The 16,762-nt window shown below is 65.9% G+C and carries 13 protein-coding genes; 6 read left to right on the forward strand and 7 right to left on the reverse strand.

The features are described from left to right. From ACIBG0_RS37330 to ACIBG0_RS37350, 5 genes are all read right to left on the reverse strand, one after another. A complete protein-coding gene (locus ACIBG0_RS37330; RefSeq protein ID WP_397039515.1) occupies nt 1-1,089 on the reverse strand; it encodes an ABC transporter substrate-binding protein in 1,089 nt (362 codons plus the stop codon). A gap of 80 nt (nt 1,090-1,169) precedes the next feature. Continuing rightward, entirely contained in the window at nt 1,170-2,336 is a 1,167-nt protein-coding gene (locus tag ACIBG0_RS37335; RefSeq protein ID WP_397039516.1) for an alpha/beta fold hydrolase, read from the reverse strand. A gap of 4 nt (nt 2,337-2,340) precedes the next feature. Next, on the reverse strand, nt 2,341-2,652 hold the full coding sequence (locus ACIBG0_RS37340) for a hypothetical protein (protein WP_397039518.1): 312 nt from the start codon (nt 2,650-2,652) through the stop codon (nt 2,341-2,343). A 60-nt stretch (nt 2,653-2,712) separates the two neighbouring features. Beyond that, nucleotides 2,713-3,390, reverse strand: coding sequence for a dethiobiotin synthase (gene bioD / locus ACIBG0_RS37345; protein ID WP_397039520.1), 678 nt, complete (start codon nt 3,388-3,390; stop codon nt 2,713-2,715). Beyond that, entirely contained in the window at nt 3,387-4,535 is a 1,149-nt protein-coding gene (locus ACIBG0_RS37350) for an 8-amino-7-oxononanoate synthase (protein WP_397039522.1), read from the reverse strand. Before ACIBG0_RS37350 ends, bioD begins: the two co-directional genes overlap by 4 nt. Nucleotides 4,536-4,669: 134 nt before the next feature. Here ACIBG0_RS37350 and ACIBG0_RS37355 point away from each other — a divergent pair, with 134 nt between their 5' ends. Beyond that, nucleotides 4,670-4,990, forward strand: a complete 321-nt coding sequence (locus tag ACIBG0_RS37355) for a hypothetical protein (protein WP_397039525.1) — start codon at nt 4,670-4,672, stop codon at nt 4,988-4,990. Nucleotides 4,991-4,994: 4 nt separating this feature from the next. Here the strand turns inward: ACIBG0_RS37355 and ACIBG0_RS37360 are convergent, their stop codons facing one another. Next, nucleotides 4,995-6,263: an adenosylmethionine--8-amino-7-oxononanoate transaminase gene (locus ACIBG0_RS37360; RefSeq protein WP_397039527.1), complete on the reverse strand. Its 1,269-nt coding sequence runs from the start codon at nt 6,261-6,263 to the stop codon at nt 4,995-4,997. Nucleotides 6,264-6,414: 151 nt separating this feature from the next. On the opposite strand from ACIBG0_RS37360, the gene ACIBG0_RS37365 reads away from it, so the two are divergent. From ACIBG0_RS37365 to treY, 4 genes are all read left to right on the forward strand, one after another. Beyond that, nucleotides 6,415-7,341 (forward strand): GNAT family N-acetyltransferase, encoded by a 927-nt coding sequence (locus ACIBG0_RS37365; protein ID WP_397039529.1) that lies wholly within the window; start codon nt 6,415-6,417, stop codon nt 7,339-7,341. 277 nt (nt 7,342-7,618) lie between these two features. After that, nucleotides 7,619-7,786, forward strand: coding sequence for a hypothetical protein (locus ACIBG0_RS37370; protein ID WP_397039531.1), 168 nt, complete (start codon nt 7,619-7,621; stop codon nt 7,784-7,786). 59 nt (nt 7,787-7,845) lie between these two features. After that, on the forward strand, nt 7,846-9,966 hold the full coding sequence (gene glgX, locus ACIBG0_RS37375) for a glycogen debranching protein GlgX (RefSeq protein WP_397039533.1): 2,121 nt from the start codon (nt 7,846-7,848) through the stop codon (nt 9,964-9,966). A gap of 51 nt (nt 9,967-10,017) precedes the next feature. After that, nucleotides 10,018-12,432 carry a malto-oligosyltrehalose synthase gene (gene treY, locus ACIBG0_RS37380; protein WP_397039599.1) on the forward strand — a complete coding sequence of 805 codons (2,415 nt, stop codon included), beginning with the start codon at nt 10,018-10,020 and terminating at the stop codon, nt 12,430-12,432. On the opposite strand, the gene ACIBG0_RS37385 is transcribed toward treY, so the two are convergent. Further along, nucleotides 12,418-13,602, reverse strand: a complete 1,185-nt coding sequence (locus tag ACIBG0_RS37385) for a DUF2235 domain-containing protein (RefSeq protein WP_397039535.1) — start codon at nt 13,600-13,602, stop codon at nt 12,418-12,420. The genes treY and ACIBG0_RS37385 overlap by 15 nt on opposite strands. A gap of 342 nt (nt 13,603-13,944) precedes the next feature. Between ACIBG0_RS37385 and ACIBG0_RS37390 the strand changes: the two genes are divergently transcribed. Further along, nucleotides 13,945-16,638 (forward strand): helix-turn-helix transcriptional regulator, encoded by a 2,694-nt coding sequence (locus ACIBG0_RS37390; RefSeq protein ID WP_397039537.1) that lies wholly within the window; start codon nt 13,945-13,947, stop codon nt 16,636-16,638. The last annotated feature ends 124 nt before the right edge of the window (nt 16,639-16,762 follow it).

The raw sequence follows: 16,762 nt of genomic DNA on the forward strand, positions 1-16,762 counted from the left end.
TTATTTCGCCTTCGGTTCGAATGCGGCGCCACTCTCGGTGACGGCCTGGGTGACGACGGCATCGAAGCGCAGATCGAAGCCGTCCGCGGCGCGCACCTTCTTGGGCAGTTCGCCCGCCTTGGCGATCGCATCGATGGTGCCCTGCTGGCGATCGATGAGCTGCTGATCCAGATGAGGGAAGGTGTAGGTACCGAGCGAGTCGACGATGCGTTTGGCATCATCGGCGCTGACCTTCTGGTTCTCGACGTAGTACTTGCGCGCCCACTCCTCCTGGTGGGAATTGACCCACTGGTAGGCGCGAATATAGGCGGCGACCACCGCCCTGGTCGCGGCCGCCTTGGCCGGATCGGTCACTGCGGCGCGGCGCGCGTAAAGATAGCCGACACCACCGTAGATGCCGGTGGTTTCCGAATCCGGGATCAGTGACGCACCCGGTGTGCGCAGCAGCCGAGTGACATTCGGCTCGGCCAGCGGTGCGATATCCACCTGACCCGTGCGCACCGCGTCCAGGAATTCCGCGAGCTGCAGCCGAACCAGCTGGACATCAGTGGGTTTCAGCCCGGCCTTGGCGATCGCGCGCAGCACCGCGGCCTGTTGGGCAGTGCCCTCCGCGTAGGCGATCTTCTTCCCTTTGAGATCGGCCAGCGTGGTGGCCGTCTTGCCTGGCGCCACCGCGAGTTTCAATGCGCTGGGATTGGATTGGTAAGCCGCGATGATCGGCACGTCCTGCCCGGCGACCTGCGCATGGATCGGCGGAACATCACCGACGGTCGCGACATCGGCGGCGCCAGCACGGAATGCCTCCAGAATGGCCGGTCCGCCGACGAAATTGGCGAATTCCACCTTGAACGGCAGCTTGTCGAGCTCACCGGAGAACTGGAGTACCGACTTGAAGCGCTCCTGCTGGTCGGCGAGTACGAGTTTGGTGCCAGCTGGGATGTCGGTGGGCAGCGGCGCATCGGTCTTACCGACCGGCGTATCGTCGCTCACGCAGCCGGTCACACCCAAGCTCGCAACGGTCGCCGCAGCGAGCAAGGCGGCGATTGTGCGGCCGCGCAGGCCGGTCAGGAACGTACGTGGTCGGAACATGTGGTGATTGAATCAAGGCGAAACCGACACGAACACGGTTTGCCTTGACGTGATTCCAACCCCCGCGGCCTGCCATCCCGTCAGCGCGGCGCCGCTGCGGACACTGTCGCGCGCATCTGCTCCTGATACCGCTGGATGAACGGCAGGATCTGCTGGTCGATGACCTTGTTGTACTCCTCGGGGCGCTGCATCGGATTGGCGTGCCCGGTATTTCGCGGCATAACGACCAGCAGCGAGCCGTCGACGCCACCGGCCCGTTCGATGAGCACCTGATGGGAGTACTCGACGTCGACCACCGTGTCGTTATCCGGATTGCGTGGGCGGATGAAGACGATGGCCGGGCGCGGTTTACCCTCGGCTGGCCGTGACAGCGCGCGCAGATCGTTGATCGCACCTCCCGCCACGATGGCGAGGAACTGTGTTTCGATCAGGCCGTTGCTGGCCGCGTCAGTGGAGAAGACCTTCTCGCGCAACACTTCTTCGATGACATCGCGCAATGGCTCGAGCCGGACCCCGGGCAACCCGGTGGCACCGCGATCGACGAACCGGTCACGGCGCGCATACGTTTCGACCGCCAACCGCAACGTTCGGCTCTCCCGAGCCCCCGGCAGCCAGCCCATCCAGCGCACCATATCCTCGCCGGCCCCGCGACTTTCCGGACGCACCGCGTTCAAATCCACCGGTGTGCAGTCCAGGATCACTCCCGCCAGGCGCAGATCGCTGTCGAGGTGGATATGCCGTGCGACCTCCAGCGCGATGACCCCGCCCATACTGTGTCCCACCAGCACAATATTCTTCAGCCCCGACATCTGAGCGGCGCGGATGATCAGATCCGCGATCACCTTGGTGTCGATACCTTGATTGTCATATTTGATGGCCCATACCACGCCCATATCACTGAGGGCGGGCAGTGCGGCCGCGGTATTGCTGGCGTTGAGGCCGCCCAGTCCGACCATATCGACGACGACGGTGTCCCAGTCGCGATCGTGCGCGGGGGTGGCGATCGGCAACACGGCGGGTTCGGTGCGCGCGAGCCGATCGCGTTCCGGGGTGACATCGTGCACCCAGTACTGGGCGAACACGATGAGCCCGGCTAGCAATATCGAGGCGACCCGCAGCAGCGCCAAGCTGGTTCGGCGCAACGTCTGCCACCCGTGCCCGAGACGAGTCTCCCGAAGCCGAGCCCTCCGTCGCGCGTCATCCCAGTCCGAGACGGTGGACGGGTGCCGATCGTCCAACGGCGACATCTATTCAACTGTAGGTACGGTTCGCGAGTGCTGCCAGGCGAGTGCGCATGGCCATCGCCGAGCCGGAGCCGATCATGTTCGCCGAGAAATCGCGACCAGCAGGTCGAGCTGGCGCGGACCGCACACAGCTCGAGCGCTGGAATTCGGTGCCTGCGTCCAGCATTGAGCCGTGCCGGTGACGGTCGTTGCGATCCGGGAGTTCGCCGGTTTCGGCGAGTGAGCTGCTCCAGCCGAGTTCGTTCTGGTAGAGGGGGACGCCGTCGGGGCCGGCGGTGGTTCGGGTGCCGTCGTCGACGCAGGTCACGGGCCACCGCACCGCCGATACGCTCGGCTGCCGGTCGATGCACCTCCCGAGACAGTGGGCCGTCGCGCAGACCTACCGGCTGAGCACAGACCAGCCGGGAGTGAACCAACCGGGTGCCGCGGCGGAGAAGCGCGCGCGATCCCAAGCACCCGCCCCCGCAGGCACCGCACCGACCAAGTCGACTCCGGTAACCCGGGGCAGATCAGTGCGATTGCACTCTTCGGCAAGTCCCGGCGAACCGGGCCATGAGCCGACTACCAGCCCCGCACAGCGCACTCCGGCGGAGGAAAGCGCGCGCGTGGTCAATTCGCTGTGGTTGAGGGTCCCCAGCCCTGCCGCGGCGACAACGAGCACCGGGGCATCGAGCTTCTGCGCCAACTCGAGCAACGTGAATTCGCCGAGCCGGACCAGCAACCCGCCTGCCCCTTCCACCAAGGTCAGATCCGCATCGGCGAGTGAGTCGATGGCGGCGGCGGTTTCACTCAGCGTCAACAACGGCTGCCCGCATCGACGCGCGGCGGTATCCGGCGCCAGCGGATCGGGATAGCGGGCAATCTCGACCGTTCTCGTCACACCGGTGAGGCGTTCGACCTCGGCGAGGTCGCCGGGTTCGCCCGGTGCCACACCGGTTTGGGCCGGTTTGCACACTGCCACCGATCGATCGGCGGCCAGCGCGGCCGCGGCAATCGCGGCGGTCACTACGGTCTTGCCGACCTCCGTCGAGGTACCGGTCACGAACAGCACACTCATGCGCTCACCAATCCACGCGCCTGCGCCAGCACCTCGCCGAGAACCGTTGCGATGGTGTCGAGTTCATCGGAGCTCAGATTCGCCCGCGCGGTGAGCCGCAGCCGCGATGTTCCCTCGGGCACCGTCGGTGGACGGAAGCATCCGACGTCGAGCCCACGTGCGCGGCATGCCTGCGCGGCGTCATAGGCGACCTGCGCCTGGCCGAGCACCACCGAGACAACCGCAGAATCCGGTTCCGCCACACCGGCAATGCGTGCGATATCGGCGGCCCGCTGCAACACCCGACCAGCCAGCTCGGGATCCCCACGCAATAACCGCAGCGCCGCACGCGCCGCACCGACCGCCGCCGGTGCGAGCCCGGTATCGAAAATGAACGTGCGCGCCGCATCGATCAGGTGCGCACGCACCCGCTCGCTCGCCAAGACCACGCCACCTTGTGCCGCAAGGGCTTTCGACAGCGTCGCGGTGACCACGAGATCCGGCTCCCCGGCCAATCCGACCTCGTGCACCAGCCCGCGCCCACCAGTGCCGCGCACACCGAGCCCATGTGCCTCATCCACGATCAGAACCGCGCCATTCGCGCGGGTAACGCGATGCAACTCGGCCAGCGGCGCCAGATCCCCGTCGGCGCTGAATACCGAATCGGTAAGTACCAGTGCCCTTTCCTCGCTCCGCTCGGCCAGCAACCGCTCGACCGCCTCGACATCGCAATGCGCGGCGATCTCCACGCGCGAGCGCGAGAGTCGGCAGGCATCCACGAGCGAAGCGTGACTGCCCGCATCGGAGACGACCAGCGCACCCCGCCCGGCGAGCGCGGTCACTGCCCCGAGATTGGCGGCGTAGCCGGAGGCGAAGACCAAACCGGCCTCGGCACCGACGAATTCGGCGAGTTCGGTCTCGAGCTGCTCGTGTTCGGCGGTGGTGCCGGTGACGAGCCGGGATCCGGTCGACCCGGTACCCCAGCGGCGCACGGCATCGATCGCGCCCTCGATCACCTCCGGATGACGCACCAGCCCCAGGTAGTCATTGGAGGCGAGGTCGATCGACGGCGACTGTGCCGCACGCGGTCGCAACTCACGGCGCAACCCGACGCGCACGCGCTCGGCGGCGCGTTCGTCAAGCCAGCCCAACGGATCGGTAGTCACAGCTCCGCAGCATACTTGAACACCGTTCAGGGCGCCTGCTCCGGGTCGGGTACTGGTACCGTAGGAGCCAATCGTTGAAGGTCGCCACCGACCAACGGTGGCGCGGCATTTCCGCCAAAAGGGAGTAGGGCCGAATGCCACGGTGGGCGATAGTCGTCGAAGAGACAACAGGTTCCGGCGATAACAAACGCTGGTCGCCGCGGGTACTGGCGGAGGTGGTCGGCACTCGCGAACATGCCATGACCAAATTGCATTCCCTCGTGCCCACATTCACCCCGCAGCATCCGCGCCTTCCGGGTCGAAGGGTTCTGCTGCGCGACGGCGATAACTATCTGTTGATCGCCCGCGGTTGGGCTGACGACTACCACTGCGTCTTCCGAGTCTGGGAGATCGTCTCCGACACAGACCGTCCCGAGAGCGCGGGAACCGAACACAGCACCCGCAAACGCGCGTGACGCATCAGGCCTGAGCGGCGGCGACCATACCGGCGGTAATGCGTTCGATGTCCTCGGTCGAGCTGATGAAGGGCGGCATGGTGTAGATCAGATCGCGGAAGGGACGCAGCCAGACACCCGCTTCTACGGCGGCATGAGTGGCCTTGCGCATATCCACCGGATGGTCGAGTTGCACAACCCCGATCGCTCCGAGCACCCGCACATCCGCAACCCCGGGAAGCGAACGCGCCGGGGCCAGACCAGTTTCCAGTTCCGATTCGATCCGAGTCACCTCGGCGCGCCAATCCCGTCGCAGCAGTAGTTCGATCGAGGCGACGGCAACCGCACAGGCCAGCGGGTTACCCATGAAGGTCGGACCATGCATCAGCCCGCCGTGCTCGGCGCTGATGGTCTCCGCGATCCGGGACGTGCACAACGCGGCAGCCAAGGTCAGATACCCGCCGGTGAGCGACTTGCCGACACACATCACATCCGGACTCACCCCAACGTGATCGGCCGCGAAAAGCGCTCCGGTGCGCCCGAATCCGGTCGCGATCTCATCGAAGACCAACAGCACCCCGTACTCATCGCTCAGGCGACGCAGATCGATCAGATACCGCGGATCGTGCCAGCACATCCCACCAGCCCCTTGCACGACCGGCTCAACGATGACGGCCGCGAGTTCGTCGGCATGGGCGGCCAGCAACTGCTCGAATTCGGCGACATACTCGGCTGAATACTCGGGCGGCGGCGCCGGGGCGAAGATCTGCTCGGCGAGCACATCGGTCCACAGTGCGTGCATGCCGCCCTGTGGATCGCACACGCTCATCGGCGTGAAGGTATCGCCGTGATACCCGCCGCGCCAGGTGAGCAGCCGCCGCTTGTCCGGCTTACCCGTCGCGCGCCAGTACTGCAGGCACATCTTGACCGCGACCTCGACCGATACCGAGCCGGAGTCGCACAGGAATACCTTGTCCAGACCTGCGGGCGTCAGTTCGACGAGCAATGCGGCCAGCCGAGCCGCCGGTTCATGGGTGAGTCCGCCGAACATCACATGACTCATCCGCTGCGACTGCGCCACCAGCGCGGCATCCAGAACCGGATGCCGATAGCCGTGGATTGCGGCCCACCATGAACTCATTCCGTCGACCAATTCCCGACCGTCGGCGAGCGTGAGCCTGGTACCGGAAGCACCCGAAACCACCAGCGGTTCGGTCGTCGCGGGAAAGCCGCCATAGGGATGCCAGACATGTTCGGCGTCGATGGCGGTGATCTCGTCGGAACTCAATGCCACAGGATTCCTCGCGGTCGCGTGACAGCCCAGTAGGGCTTGAACGGTGTTCAAGTTACCACTCGAGCTGCGCACCCACGATATCCCGTGAAATTCCGCACCAGTGCGACCGTTCCGACGTATCCTTTGACTCAGTCAAAGATTGGGAGCCGCCGTGACCACCGTTGCCGCCGCCGATATCGACGCCGTGCGCGAATTCAACCGCCGCTACACCCGGGTCATCGGGGTACTGCGCGAAGGCCTGCTGGACAGCGAATACTCACTCACCGAAGCGCGAATCATGTTCGAATTGGCCAATTCCGGCGCGAGCGAGGTCGTCACGCTGCGACGCAAACTCGACCTCGACCCCGGCTATCTGAGCCGCATTCTGGCCCGCTTCGAAAAGGACGGACTGGTCCAGCGCAATCGCTGCGAAAGCGACGGTCGCCGCCAAGAGGTCCGACTGACCGAACGCGGCAAGGAGGTCTTCGCCGTGCTCAATCAGCGCTCCAGTGCCGAAATCGGCTATCTGCTCAATGCGCACAAACCGGCCGACCGCGCGCGCCTGATCACCTCCATGCGCACCATCCAGCGCATTCTCGACGGACAAGTCCCCGGCGAATTGGTGCTGCGCGCCCCGAAACCCGGCGACTACGGCTGGGTCATCCAGCGCAATGCCGCGCTCTACGCCGCCGAATATGGGTGGGACGCCAGCTACGAGGCACTCGTAGCCCGCATTGTCGCGGCCTATCTGGACGACCACGACGAGAGCCGCGAACACGCCTGGATCGCCGAATACGACGGCGAGCCGGTGGGCTGCGTCTTCTGTGTCGCGGAGAGCGAGACCACGGCCCGACTGCGGCTACTGCTCGTCGAGCCGACCGCGCGCGGCCTAGGCGTCGGCTCCGCACTGGTCGAGCGCTGCGTGCGATTCGCCACCGAGGTCGGCTACCGCGACATGGTGCTGTGGACCAATGACATCCTCACCTCGGCGCGGCATATCTATCAGCGCGCGGGTTTCGAACTCGTGGAGTCGAATCCGCATCACAGCTTCGGCCACGATCTGGTGGGCCAGACCTGGCGACTGACGCTGCAGCGGTGAAACTCGGTCGATCAGCACCTCGTGCACTCGACTCAGCCATTGCCGCAGCTCGGTCAACCCCGGCTCGCCCAGACTGTCCACGAGCTTCCGCTCGATCCGGCTGATCCGCTCCGCCGCCACGTCGAGCGCCGCACGTCCCTCGGCCGTCAGCACGACGAGCCGTGGCCGCCGACCCCGCAGCCGCCCGACACCGTCTTCGATCACGAAATCCGCCCACCGCCGCGGACTGAGAAATGTTCCAGCCCTGGCACAACCTCGACGCCGCGCATGCTCCCGGATGCCACGCGACCCACTGGCGCTGGCATTGCTGTGGGATTACCAGGACGGCTGTATCGCGGGCATCGCGGTCTGGCTGCCGCATGCGGTATTCGGCGCACTCGCGCGGCTGGCCACCCAGATCGGCTACCGGCGGCGCTGGCTCGAAACCGGCGCCGACCAGGGCTGACTCGCCCGGCCGCAACCACCCGCACCGAGCGCGTCACGGCTGGCGCTAGTGTCGTTGACATGGCTCAGCCCGACGCAGCGCCCGGTGAGGTGACACCCCTCGGTGTCTGGCCCGGAACCGCCTACCCACTGGGCGCGACCTACGACGGCGCAGGCACCAATTTCTCGGTGTTCTCCGAGGTTGCCGACGCGGTCGAGTTGTGCCTTATCGCCAGGGACGGCACCGAAACCAGAGTGCCGCTGGAAGAGGTCGACACCTACGTCTGGCACGCCTATCTCCCGACCATCGGACCGGGCCAGCGCTACGGCTTCCGGGTACACGGACCCTACGATCCCGAGCACGGCTTGCGTTGCGATCCAAGTAAATTGCTGCTCGATCCCTACGGCAAGGCCTTCGACGGCGAATTCGACAACGACTCCTCGCTCTACACCTACGGCCAGGATTCGCTGGGGCACACCATGTCCGGTGTGGTGATCAACCCGTTCTTCGACTGGGGCGCCGACCGTCCACCGAATCGGCCCTACCACGAAACAGTCATCTACGAGGCGCATGTCAAGGGCATGACGATGACCCACCCGGGTATTCCGGAGGAATTGCGCGGCACCTACGCGGGGATCGCGCATCCGGCGATCGTGGAACATCTGAAGGAACTCGGCATCACCGCGATCGAGCTGATGCCGGTACACCAATTCCTGCACGACCGTGTCCTTTTGGATCAGGGCCTGCGAAACTACTGGGGCTACAACAGCTTCGGCTATCTCGCCCCACACAACGAATACGCGGCCAGTCCGCGCGGCGGTGCCGCGGTGACCGAATTCAAGGCCATGGTGCGGGCATTGCATGCCGAGGGCATCGAGGTGATCCTCGATGTCGTCTACAACCACACCGGCGAGGGCAATCACCTCGGGCCGACCCTGGCCTTCCGCGGTATCGACAATGCCGCCTACTATCGCCTGGTCGACGAGGACCCATCGCACTACATGGACTACACCGGCACCGGTAACAGCCTGAACGTGCGCCATCCGCATACGCTGCAGCTGATCATGGACTCGCTGCGGTACTGGATCCTGGACATGCACGTCGACGGCTTCCGCTTCGACCTCGCCGCCACGCTGGCCCGGGAACTGCACGATGTGGACCGGCTCTCCACCTTCTTCGATCTGGTGCAACAGGATCCGGTGGTCAGCCAGGTGAAACTCATCGCGGAGCCGTGGGATGTCGGCGAGGGCGGCTACCAGGTCGGCAACTTCCCTGGCCAGTGGACCGAATGGAATGGTAAGTACCGCGACACCGTGCGCGACTACTGGCGCGGTGAACCAGCCACCCTCGGCGAATTCGCCTCCCGGCTCACCGGATCCTCGGATCTGTACGAGGCCACTGGGCGCAGGCCGAGCGCGAGCATCAACTTCATCACCGCGCACGACGGCTTCACCCTGCGGGATCTGGTGTCCTACAACGACAAACACAACCAGGCCAACGGGGAGGGCAATCGCGACGGCGAGAGCTACAACCGCTCGTGGAACTGCGGGGTGGAGGGACCTACCGACGATCCCGACATACTCGCATTGCGCGCCAAGCAGAGTCGCAATCTGCTGGCCACGCTGGTGCTCAGTCAGGGCACCCCGATGCTCGCGCACGGTGACGAGATGGGCCGCACCCAGCACGGCAATAACAATGTCTACTGCCAGGATTCACCGCTGGCCTGGATGGACTGGTCGCTGATGCAGACGAATGCGGACCTGTTCGAATTCACCAAGCGGGTGATCGCGCTGCGCACCGCGCACCCGATATTCCGACGCCGCCGCTTCCTCGCGGGTCGGCCGATCCGCTCGAAAGATCATGCCCGCGATATCGCATGGCTCACGCCTGCGGGTGAGGAAATGACCCCCGCGGACTGGGACAGCGGTTTCGGCAAGTCGCTGACGGTATACCTCAACGGCCTCGGCATCAACGAACCCGGCCCGCGCGGCGAGCGCATTACCGACGATTCATTTCTGCTGTGCTTCAACGCCCACGACAGCGGCTTGGACTTCGCGCTGCCGAACTCCGACTACGGCGCGCAATGGACTGTCGCACTGGATTGTTCGGTACCCGACGGCGGCGCCGATGCCACCTATCCGGCGGGGAGCACCATCGCCGTCCCCGCCCGCTGTCTGCTAGTCCTCAACTGCCCCGCATAACCGAAACCGCCCATGACCGATATACCGAAGATCGAGACGCGCAAGTCCGATATGCAGACCCACCACACCGATCCCATCTCCCGCGGCCGCACCCCAGCCAGGCAGACAACGGTCCGCAGCACCTACCGACTCCAGCTGCGCCCGGACGCGTTGACCTTCACCGATGCCCGCGCGATCGCGGAATACCTACAGCAGCTGGGGATTTCGCATCTGTACCTGTCACCGATTCTCACCGCGACGATCGGTTCGACGCACGGTTACGACGTCACCGATCCCACCACGGTTTCGGCGGGCCTCGGCGGCCCGGCCGGACTCAAAGCGCTCGCGGACGAAGTACGCAGCCGCGGTATGGGTTTGATCGTCGATCTGGTGCCCAACCACGTCGGTGTGGCCGATCCGCGGCAGAACCCGTGGTGGTGGGATGTGCTGCGCAACGGCCGCGAATCGCAGTTCGCGCATTTCTTCGATATCGACTGGAGCGCGGGCAATGGCGCGGGCGGTCGGCTGGCACTGCCGGTGCTGCAGAGCGAAAACGATCCGGCCGCACTGACGGTGGACCGGTCCGGTGCGGAACCGATGCTGGCACTGCACGATCTGCGCTTTCCCATCGCGGCGGGCACCGACGGCGACAATGCGCTTCGCATCCACGATAAACAGCACTACCGGCTGGTCAGCTGGAAGGCCGGGCTGTGCACCTACCGGCGATTTTTCGCGGTCAGCAGCCTGGCCGCGGTGCGCCAGGAGGATCCCGAGGTCTTCGAGATCACCCACCGCGAGCTGGCCGCGTGGTGCGAACACGATCTGATCGACGGCGTGCGAGTCGACCATCCGGACGGATTGTCCTATCCCACCGCGTATTTGACGAAGCTGCGTCGGCTCATCGGCCCGCACCGGCTTCTACTTGTGGAAAAGATCCTCGCCAACCGCGAACCGCTGGATGCGACGCTGCCGGTCGACGGCACCACCGGCTACGACGCCCTGTCCGACTACGGCGGCGTACTGATCGACCCGGACGGCGAACAGACGCTGACCGAACTGTCGCGCAAACTCGCCGGACACGGCAGCGACCGCGCCTGGATCGGCGAGACCGAACACCGCATCAAACGCGCGGTGGCGGAGAACATTCTGGCCCCGGAGATCCGGCGCCTGGTCGCCGCGATCAAACGCGACGCGCATGCCGAAAGCTTCGACACCATGGCATTGACCAATGCCACCATCGAGGTGCTTGCCTTCATGCCGGTGTACCGAGTGGATTACACGCCGCTGGCCGGTATGACCGGCGCAGTGGTCGCCGAGGTGGAGAAACGCAATAGCGAACTGACCGTGCCGTTGAGCGTGCTGGTGGCGGCGCTGGCATCCGACGGCGAGGCGGCGGTTCGATTCAGTCAGGTCTGCGGTGCGATCACCGCCAAGGCCGTCGAGGACACCATGTTCTATCAGGCCGCTCGACTGGTATCGCTGCAGGAGGTGGGCGGCAATCCGGCCCGATTCGGCCATTCGCTCAACGAATTCCACCTCTCCAATAGCGAACGCGCACAACGCTGGCCCGCCACCATGACCACACTGTCGACACACGACACCAAACGCGGTGAGGATGTGCGAGCTCGGATCGGCGTGCTGTCCCAGGCCGCGGAGACCTGGGCGCGTGCCGTCGAATCCTGGCAGGAAATCACCCCGGGTCCCGACGGTGCGACGACCTTGTTCCTGTTGCAGAACATGTTCGGCGTCTGGCCCGCCGACGGCCGTCCGGCCTCCTCGGTGCCCGGACTGCGCGAGCGACTGCATCTATTCGCCGAGAAGGCGATTCGCGAGGCCGGTGTCCATACCTCTTGGGAGGAGCCGGATGCCGAATTCGAGACGAAGGTGCACGGGTGGCTGGATGCGGTGATCGACGGCCCGGTCGGCTCCGAAATCGGTGATCTGGTACACGAACTCGCTCCGCACGCCTGGTCGGATTCGCTGTCACAGAAGTTGCTGCAGCTGTGCGGTCCCGGAATTCCCGATATCTATCAGGGCTGCGAGCTCTGGGAGGACACACTCGTCGATCCGGACAACCGCCGCCCGGTGGACTTCGCGGCCCGCGCGGGACTGCTGCAATCACTGACCGGCACACCGGCTCTGGATACCACCGGCGCGGCGAAGATGTGGATTGTCGCCTACGCGCTGTGGTTGCGTCGCGAACGTCCGGACTGTTTCGTCGGCGGCACCTACCTGCCGCTGTTCGCCACGGGCGAGCAGGAGAGCAGACTGGTCGCCTATGCGCGCGGCCGGGCCGGTGAGACGCCCGAGGTGATCGTGGCCGCCACCCGGCACAGCCTCGGATTGGCCGAAACCGGATGGGGCGATACCACTTTGGAACTGCCGCAGGGCAACTGGACCGACCGGCTGACCGGCCACACCTTCCAGGGCCGGGCCCGATTGGAAAAGCTCTTCGCCCGGCTGCCGGTGGCGCTACTGGTGCGCTGAGGGCTCCTCCGATGTCAGGACCGTGACCGTGCCGGTTTTCTCGATCAGCGTCTCGGGCACTATTCCGTCGTTGTCCTTCAGCCAGCGCACGAGATTCGCGGGTCGGTAGTCGGTGGCGTCGTGCACGGTGGAGGCCAGGCGCACGCCGCGGTCCCCATCGGTGTACAGCCGCCGCCAGGAGTCCCAGTAGAACCGCGGGTTGCGCGGCTGGCGAATGGTGCGCAGCACATTGAGGATTCGGTATCCGAGGCCGAGCGAGCGATGCAATTCCATATGCTTCGCGCCCGAGGCCGCGCACCGCTGAGACAGCCCCTCCAGCCGGTCGCGGTCGAAGACGAGCCCGACCGCCTCGGCCTGTTCGACCATCCAGCGCAGCGTGATATCGGAGAGTCCGCACTCCTGGTAGCCGCCGCCGATATCGCTGTGCACGCCCTCGAACCAGACCTGCTTCACCCGGTCGTAGACGCGGGAATACTTCACATCCGGCTCGATCGGCACCTCCCAGAGGCACGGTTCGAAATTGCGACGCCGCTCATCGAGGGCCAGTGCCTGTCGCGCGCAGTAGACATTGCGTCCGAGCTTCACATCGTGGAACCGGTGCCGCAGGGAAGTCAGTCCGGGCACGCCGAGTGCGCCAACGGTGTCGAAGACGCCGATGAAGTCGATCTTGGCCGGAGCATCCCAGCAGTTCCGCTTGCGGAAGTCGATCCACTCCTGCGGCTCCTTCGGATCCGGATTCTCCGGTGTCCGCGGCGGCGCGGGCTGATGGTGAATCCGCAAGGCGTCCGGGTACTTGCCCTCGATCATCGCATCGGGCGTCATGATCCCGATGCGCCCGATCAGACCGGCCAGACTACGCGCGGTGAACGCACCACGGCTGAAACCGAAGATGTAGATCTCATCCCCCGGTTGCCAATTCAGCGCCAGATGCCAGTACGCCGAGGACAGATTCGCCTCGAGGCCGAGTCCGAACGCACCACCCATCAGGCGGTCGGCCAGGAAGCCGCGGGCACCCGGCCCCGATACATAGCTGACCCACTGCTGGATCGGTTCCCCCGACGGTTTCGACGCCTCGTACCGGATCGTCTGCGCGATCTTGATGATATTCGATACCGTGCTGCTGGATTCGGCCTTCCAGGTGCCGTCGCAGCAGACCACCAGTCGTTTCATGGGTAAATCCTCCGCCCCGATTACCGTCGAAACCTGCGTACTCGACTACTCGAATCATCGAGGCGTCGGCGGGAAATGTTAATGAAAATGTTGTCTTTCAACGGAAAGGCAGCGCCGAGCGGGATTTTCGCGCGTACTTGTCGCAGCTACAACCGCCGACCATATTCACCAGCGGAGTGCGCTCGATGGTCTCATCCCTGTTGCCGATGATGTTGCCGCCGATTGCGAAGCGAAGTCCTCAGGCGGTGCAACCACGATGACCCCAGCCGGTGCGGATCCCATCGCAACGTCGACGAAACGGGTGTCGGTCCCTCGGGTTCGGTCGGCGGTTACGGTGAGCAGATGCTGCACGGAAGAGAAGTCGAACAAGCTCGGATCGATCGGCTTCTCGAGGCGGCTCGTGCGGGCCGCAGCGGGTCGCTCGTAGTGCGCGGAGAGCCGGGGATCGGAAAGACGGCGCTGTTGGATTATGCGGCGGCGCAGGGGATTCCGGCGGTGCGCAGTGCTGGAATCGAGTCCGAGGCGGAGTTGCCGTTCGCGGGGCTGCACCTGCTGATCAAGCCGGGGATGGCGCTGGTGGACGGGTTGCCCGCACCACAGCGGGATGCGCTGCGCGGGGCGTTCGGTCTGGCGCAGCACAATCCGGCGGATCGGATGTTGATCGGTTTGGCGGTGCTGTCACTGCTGGCCGAGGAGAGCGCCGAGGGACCGCTGCTGTGTTTGATCGATGACGCGCACTGGCTGGATCGGGCGACGGCGGAAACGCTGCTGTTCGCGGCGCGGCGCCTCGATGCCGAGGGCGTGGTGATCATCTTCGCGACGCGCACCGGCGCGCAGGATTTTCCCGCACCCGGCCTGCCCGAACTCACGCTGACCGGCTTGGCGCCAGAGTCGGCGGCCGCGCTGGTGGACAGTCGTGGTCCGGATCTTTCGCCCGCCGTCCGGTACCGGTTGCTCGCCGAGGCGGGTGGCAATCCGCTCGCGCTGCTGGAGTTGCCCGCGGTATTGGCGGCCGAGCGCACGGAGTCCAGCGGGCCGAATCCACTGCCGCTGACCCAGCGGCTCCAGGTGGCATTTCACGGCCAAGTGACCAGGCTGCCCGCGGCGACCAGGACATTGCTCCTGATTGCCGCCGCGGCGGGCACCAACGACCTCACCACGGTGCTGCGCGCCGCCGACGAGCTCGGGGCGCGACTGCCGGACTTGCAAGCCGCCGCGGATGCCGGGTTGGTCGGTAGCGATGGCGTGAGCGTGAATTTCCGGCACCCCCTGCTGCGCTCGGCCGTCTACCAGGGTGCGCCGCTGACACAGCGGCTCGCCGCGCATGCCGCCCTCGCCGCGGCACTGACCGAGCCCGAGAAGGCCGACCTGCGCGCCTGGCATCTGGCCTCGGCGGCGACCGGACCGGATGAGACCATTGCCGCAGCGCTCGAGGACACCGCCGATCGGGCGCGGCGGCGCAGCGGCTATTCCGGTGCCGTGGCCGCCTACGAGCGCGCCGCGGGCTTGAGTACCGACGCCATCGCCCGTGTCCGGCGGCTGGTGGCGGCTGCCGAAACCGCCAGTGAGGCCGGACAATTGGAACATGCGAGCCGACTGGCCGACCGCGCAGCCGGATTGAGCACCGACCGAATGCTCGCGGCACGACTGGATCTGGTTCGCGCCACCGCGGAGTTCGGTGCTGGCAAACCACTCTCGGCGCACCAGCTGCTGCTCGCGGGAGCCGAGCTGGTGCGCACCGACGATCCGGCGCGTGCCGCGCGCATCCTCATGCAGGCGGTGCACACGGCCTGGTATCTCGGCGCATCGGAACTGGCGGAGATCGCCGCGCATATCAATGCTTTGGACCTACCCGACGCCGAACCGATGACACCCATCGCTCGCTACACGGTCGCGGGCATCGACGGGCGGTTCAGCATCCACCTGCGCGATGCGGCCGCCGCCGCTCGCCGCAACGGTGCGGATAGCCCACGCGATCTAGTGCAGATGTGCGGCGTCGGGCTGGTCGTCGGGCAGGACGAGCAGGCCGCGGAACTGGCGCAGACCCTCATTGCCGAATGCCGCGACCAGGGCCGCATCGGGTTGCTGCCGACACTGCTGTTCTTCCGCGCCGAGACCGAACTGTTCCTCGGCCGACCACGCGAGGGTCGCATCGCCGCGCTCGAAGGGCTGCGGATCGCCGAGGATATCGGGCAGCAGCATTGGATCAGCCAGATGTCGAGCTACCTCGCCTATCTGGCGGCATTGGAGGGGCGCGAACAGGAATGCCGGGAGTTGGTCGACCGTGCTCTTGCCGAAGAACTCGGTGGTGCGGCCGCGCCAGGAGCACCGTGGACGCTGGCGGCGCTCGGCGTGCTCGATCTCGGGCTCGGCAAGGTGGACAGCGCACTGTCCCGGTTGGAACCGCTGACCGTGGAACCCGCCCGCCACCACGTAATCGGTCTGCGCGCGCTACCGGACCTGATCGAGGCGGCGGTGCGCATAGGCAGCCCGGAGCGAGCGGGTGACGCACTGGACCGACTTCGCGGCTGGGCCACGGCCTCGCAACAGGATTGGGTCAGCGCGCTCGTCGAGCGCTGTCTGGCATTGACCGGCCCGGAAGCCAAGGCGCAGGCCCATTTTCAAGCCGCACTCGACCGCGGCGGACGTCCCTTCGAACAGGCCAGAACCCAATTGCTTTTCGGTGAATGGCTACGCCGCAACCGTCGAAAGTCCGAGGCACGCAACCAACTCCAACCCGCCATGGAAACCTTCGACCGCCTCGACGCAACGCCATGGGCCGACCGCACCCGCACCGAACTGGCCGCTCTCGGCGTCGGCACCACAAGCCGCCCCACCACCGGTGTTCTCGCCCGCCTCACCCCGCAGGAACTCCAGATCGTCCGCCTCGCCGCACAGGGCATGTCCAACCGCGACATCGCCGCCCAACTCTTCCTCAGCCCCCGCACCGTAGGCCACCACCTCTACAAGGCCTACCCCAAGCTCGGCGTCCTCTCCCGCACCGAACTCCCCACCCTCCCCCTCGACATCGCCTAGACCTCGATCAAGATCAGGTGGCGCTGGTGGCGGGGCTTCTCAGTCGATGCCGCCATAGATTCCACCTGATCTTGAAATGGGGGCGCCGTCCGTGGCCCACGCTGGGGCGTGTGGTTGGGCACCG

The sequence above is a fragment of the Nocardia sp. NPDC050630 genome, from assembly GCF_044457245.1.
Taxonomy (GTDB): Bacteria; Actinomycetota; Actinomycetes; order Mycobacteriales; family Mycobacteriaceae; genus Nocardia.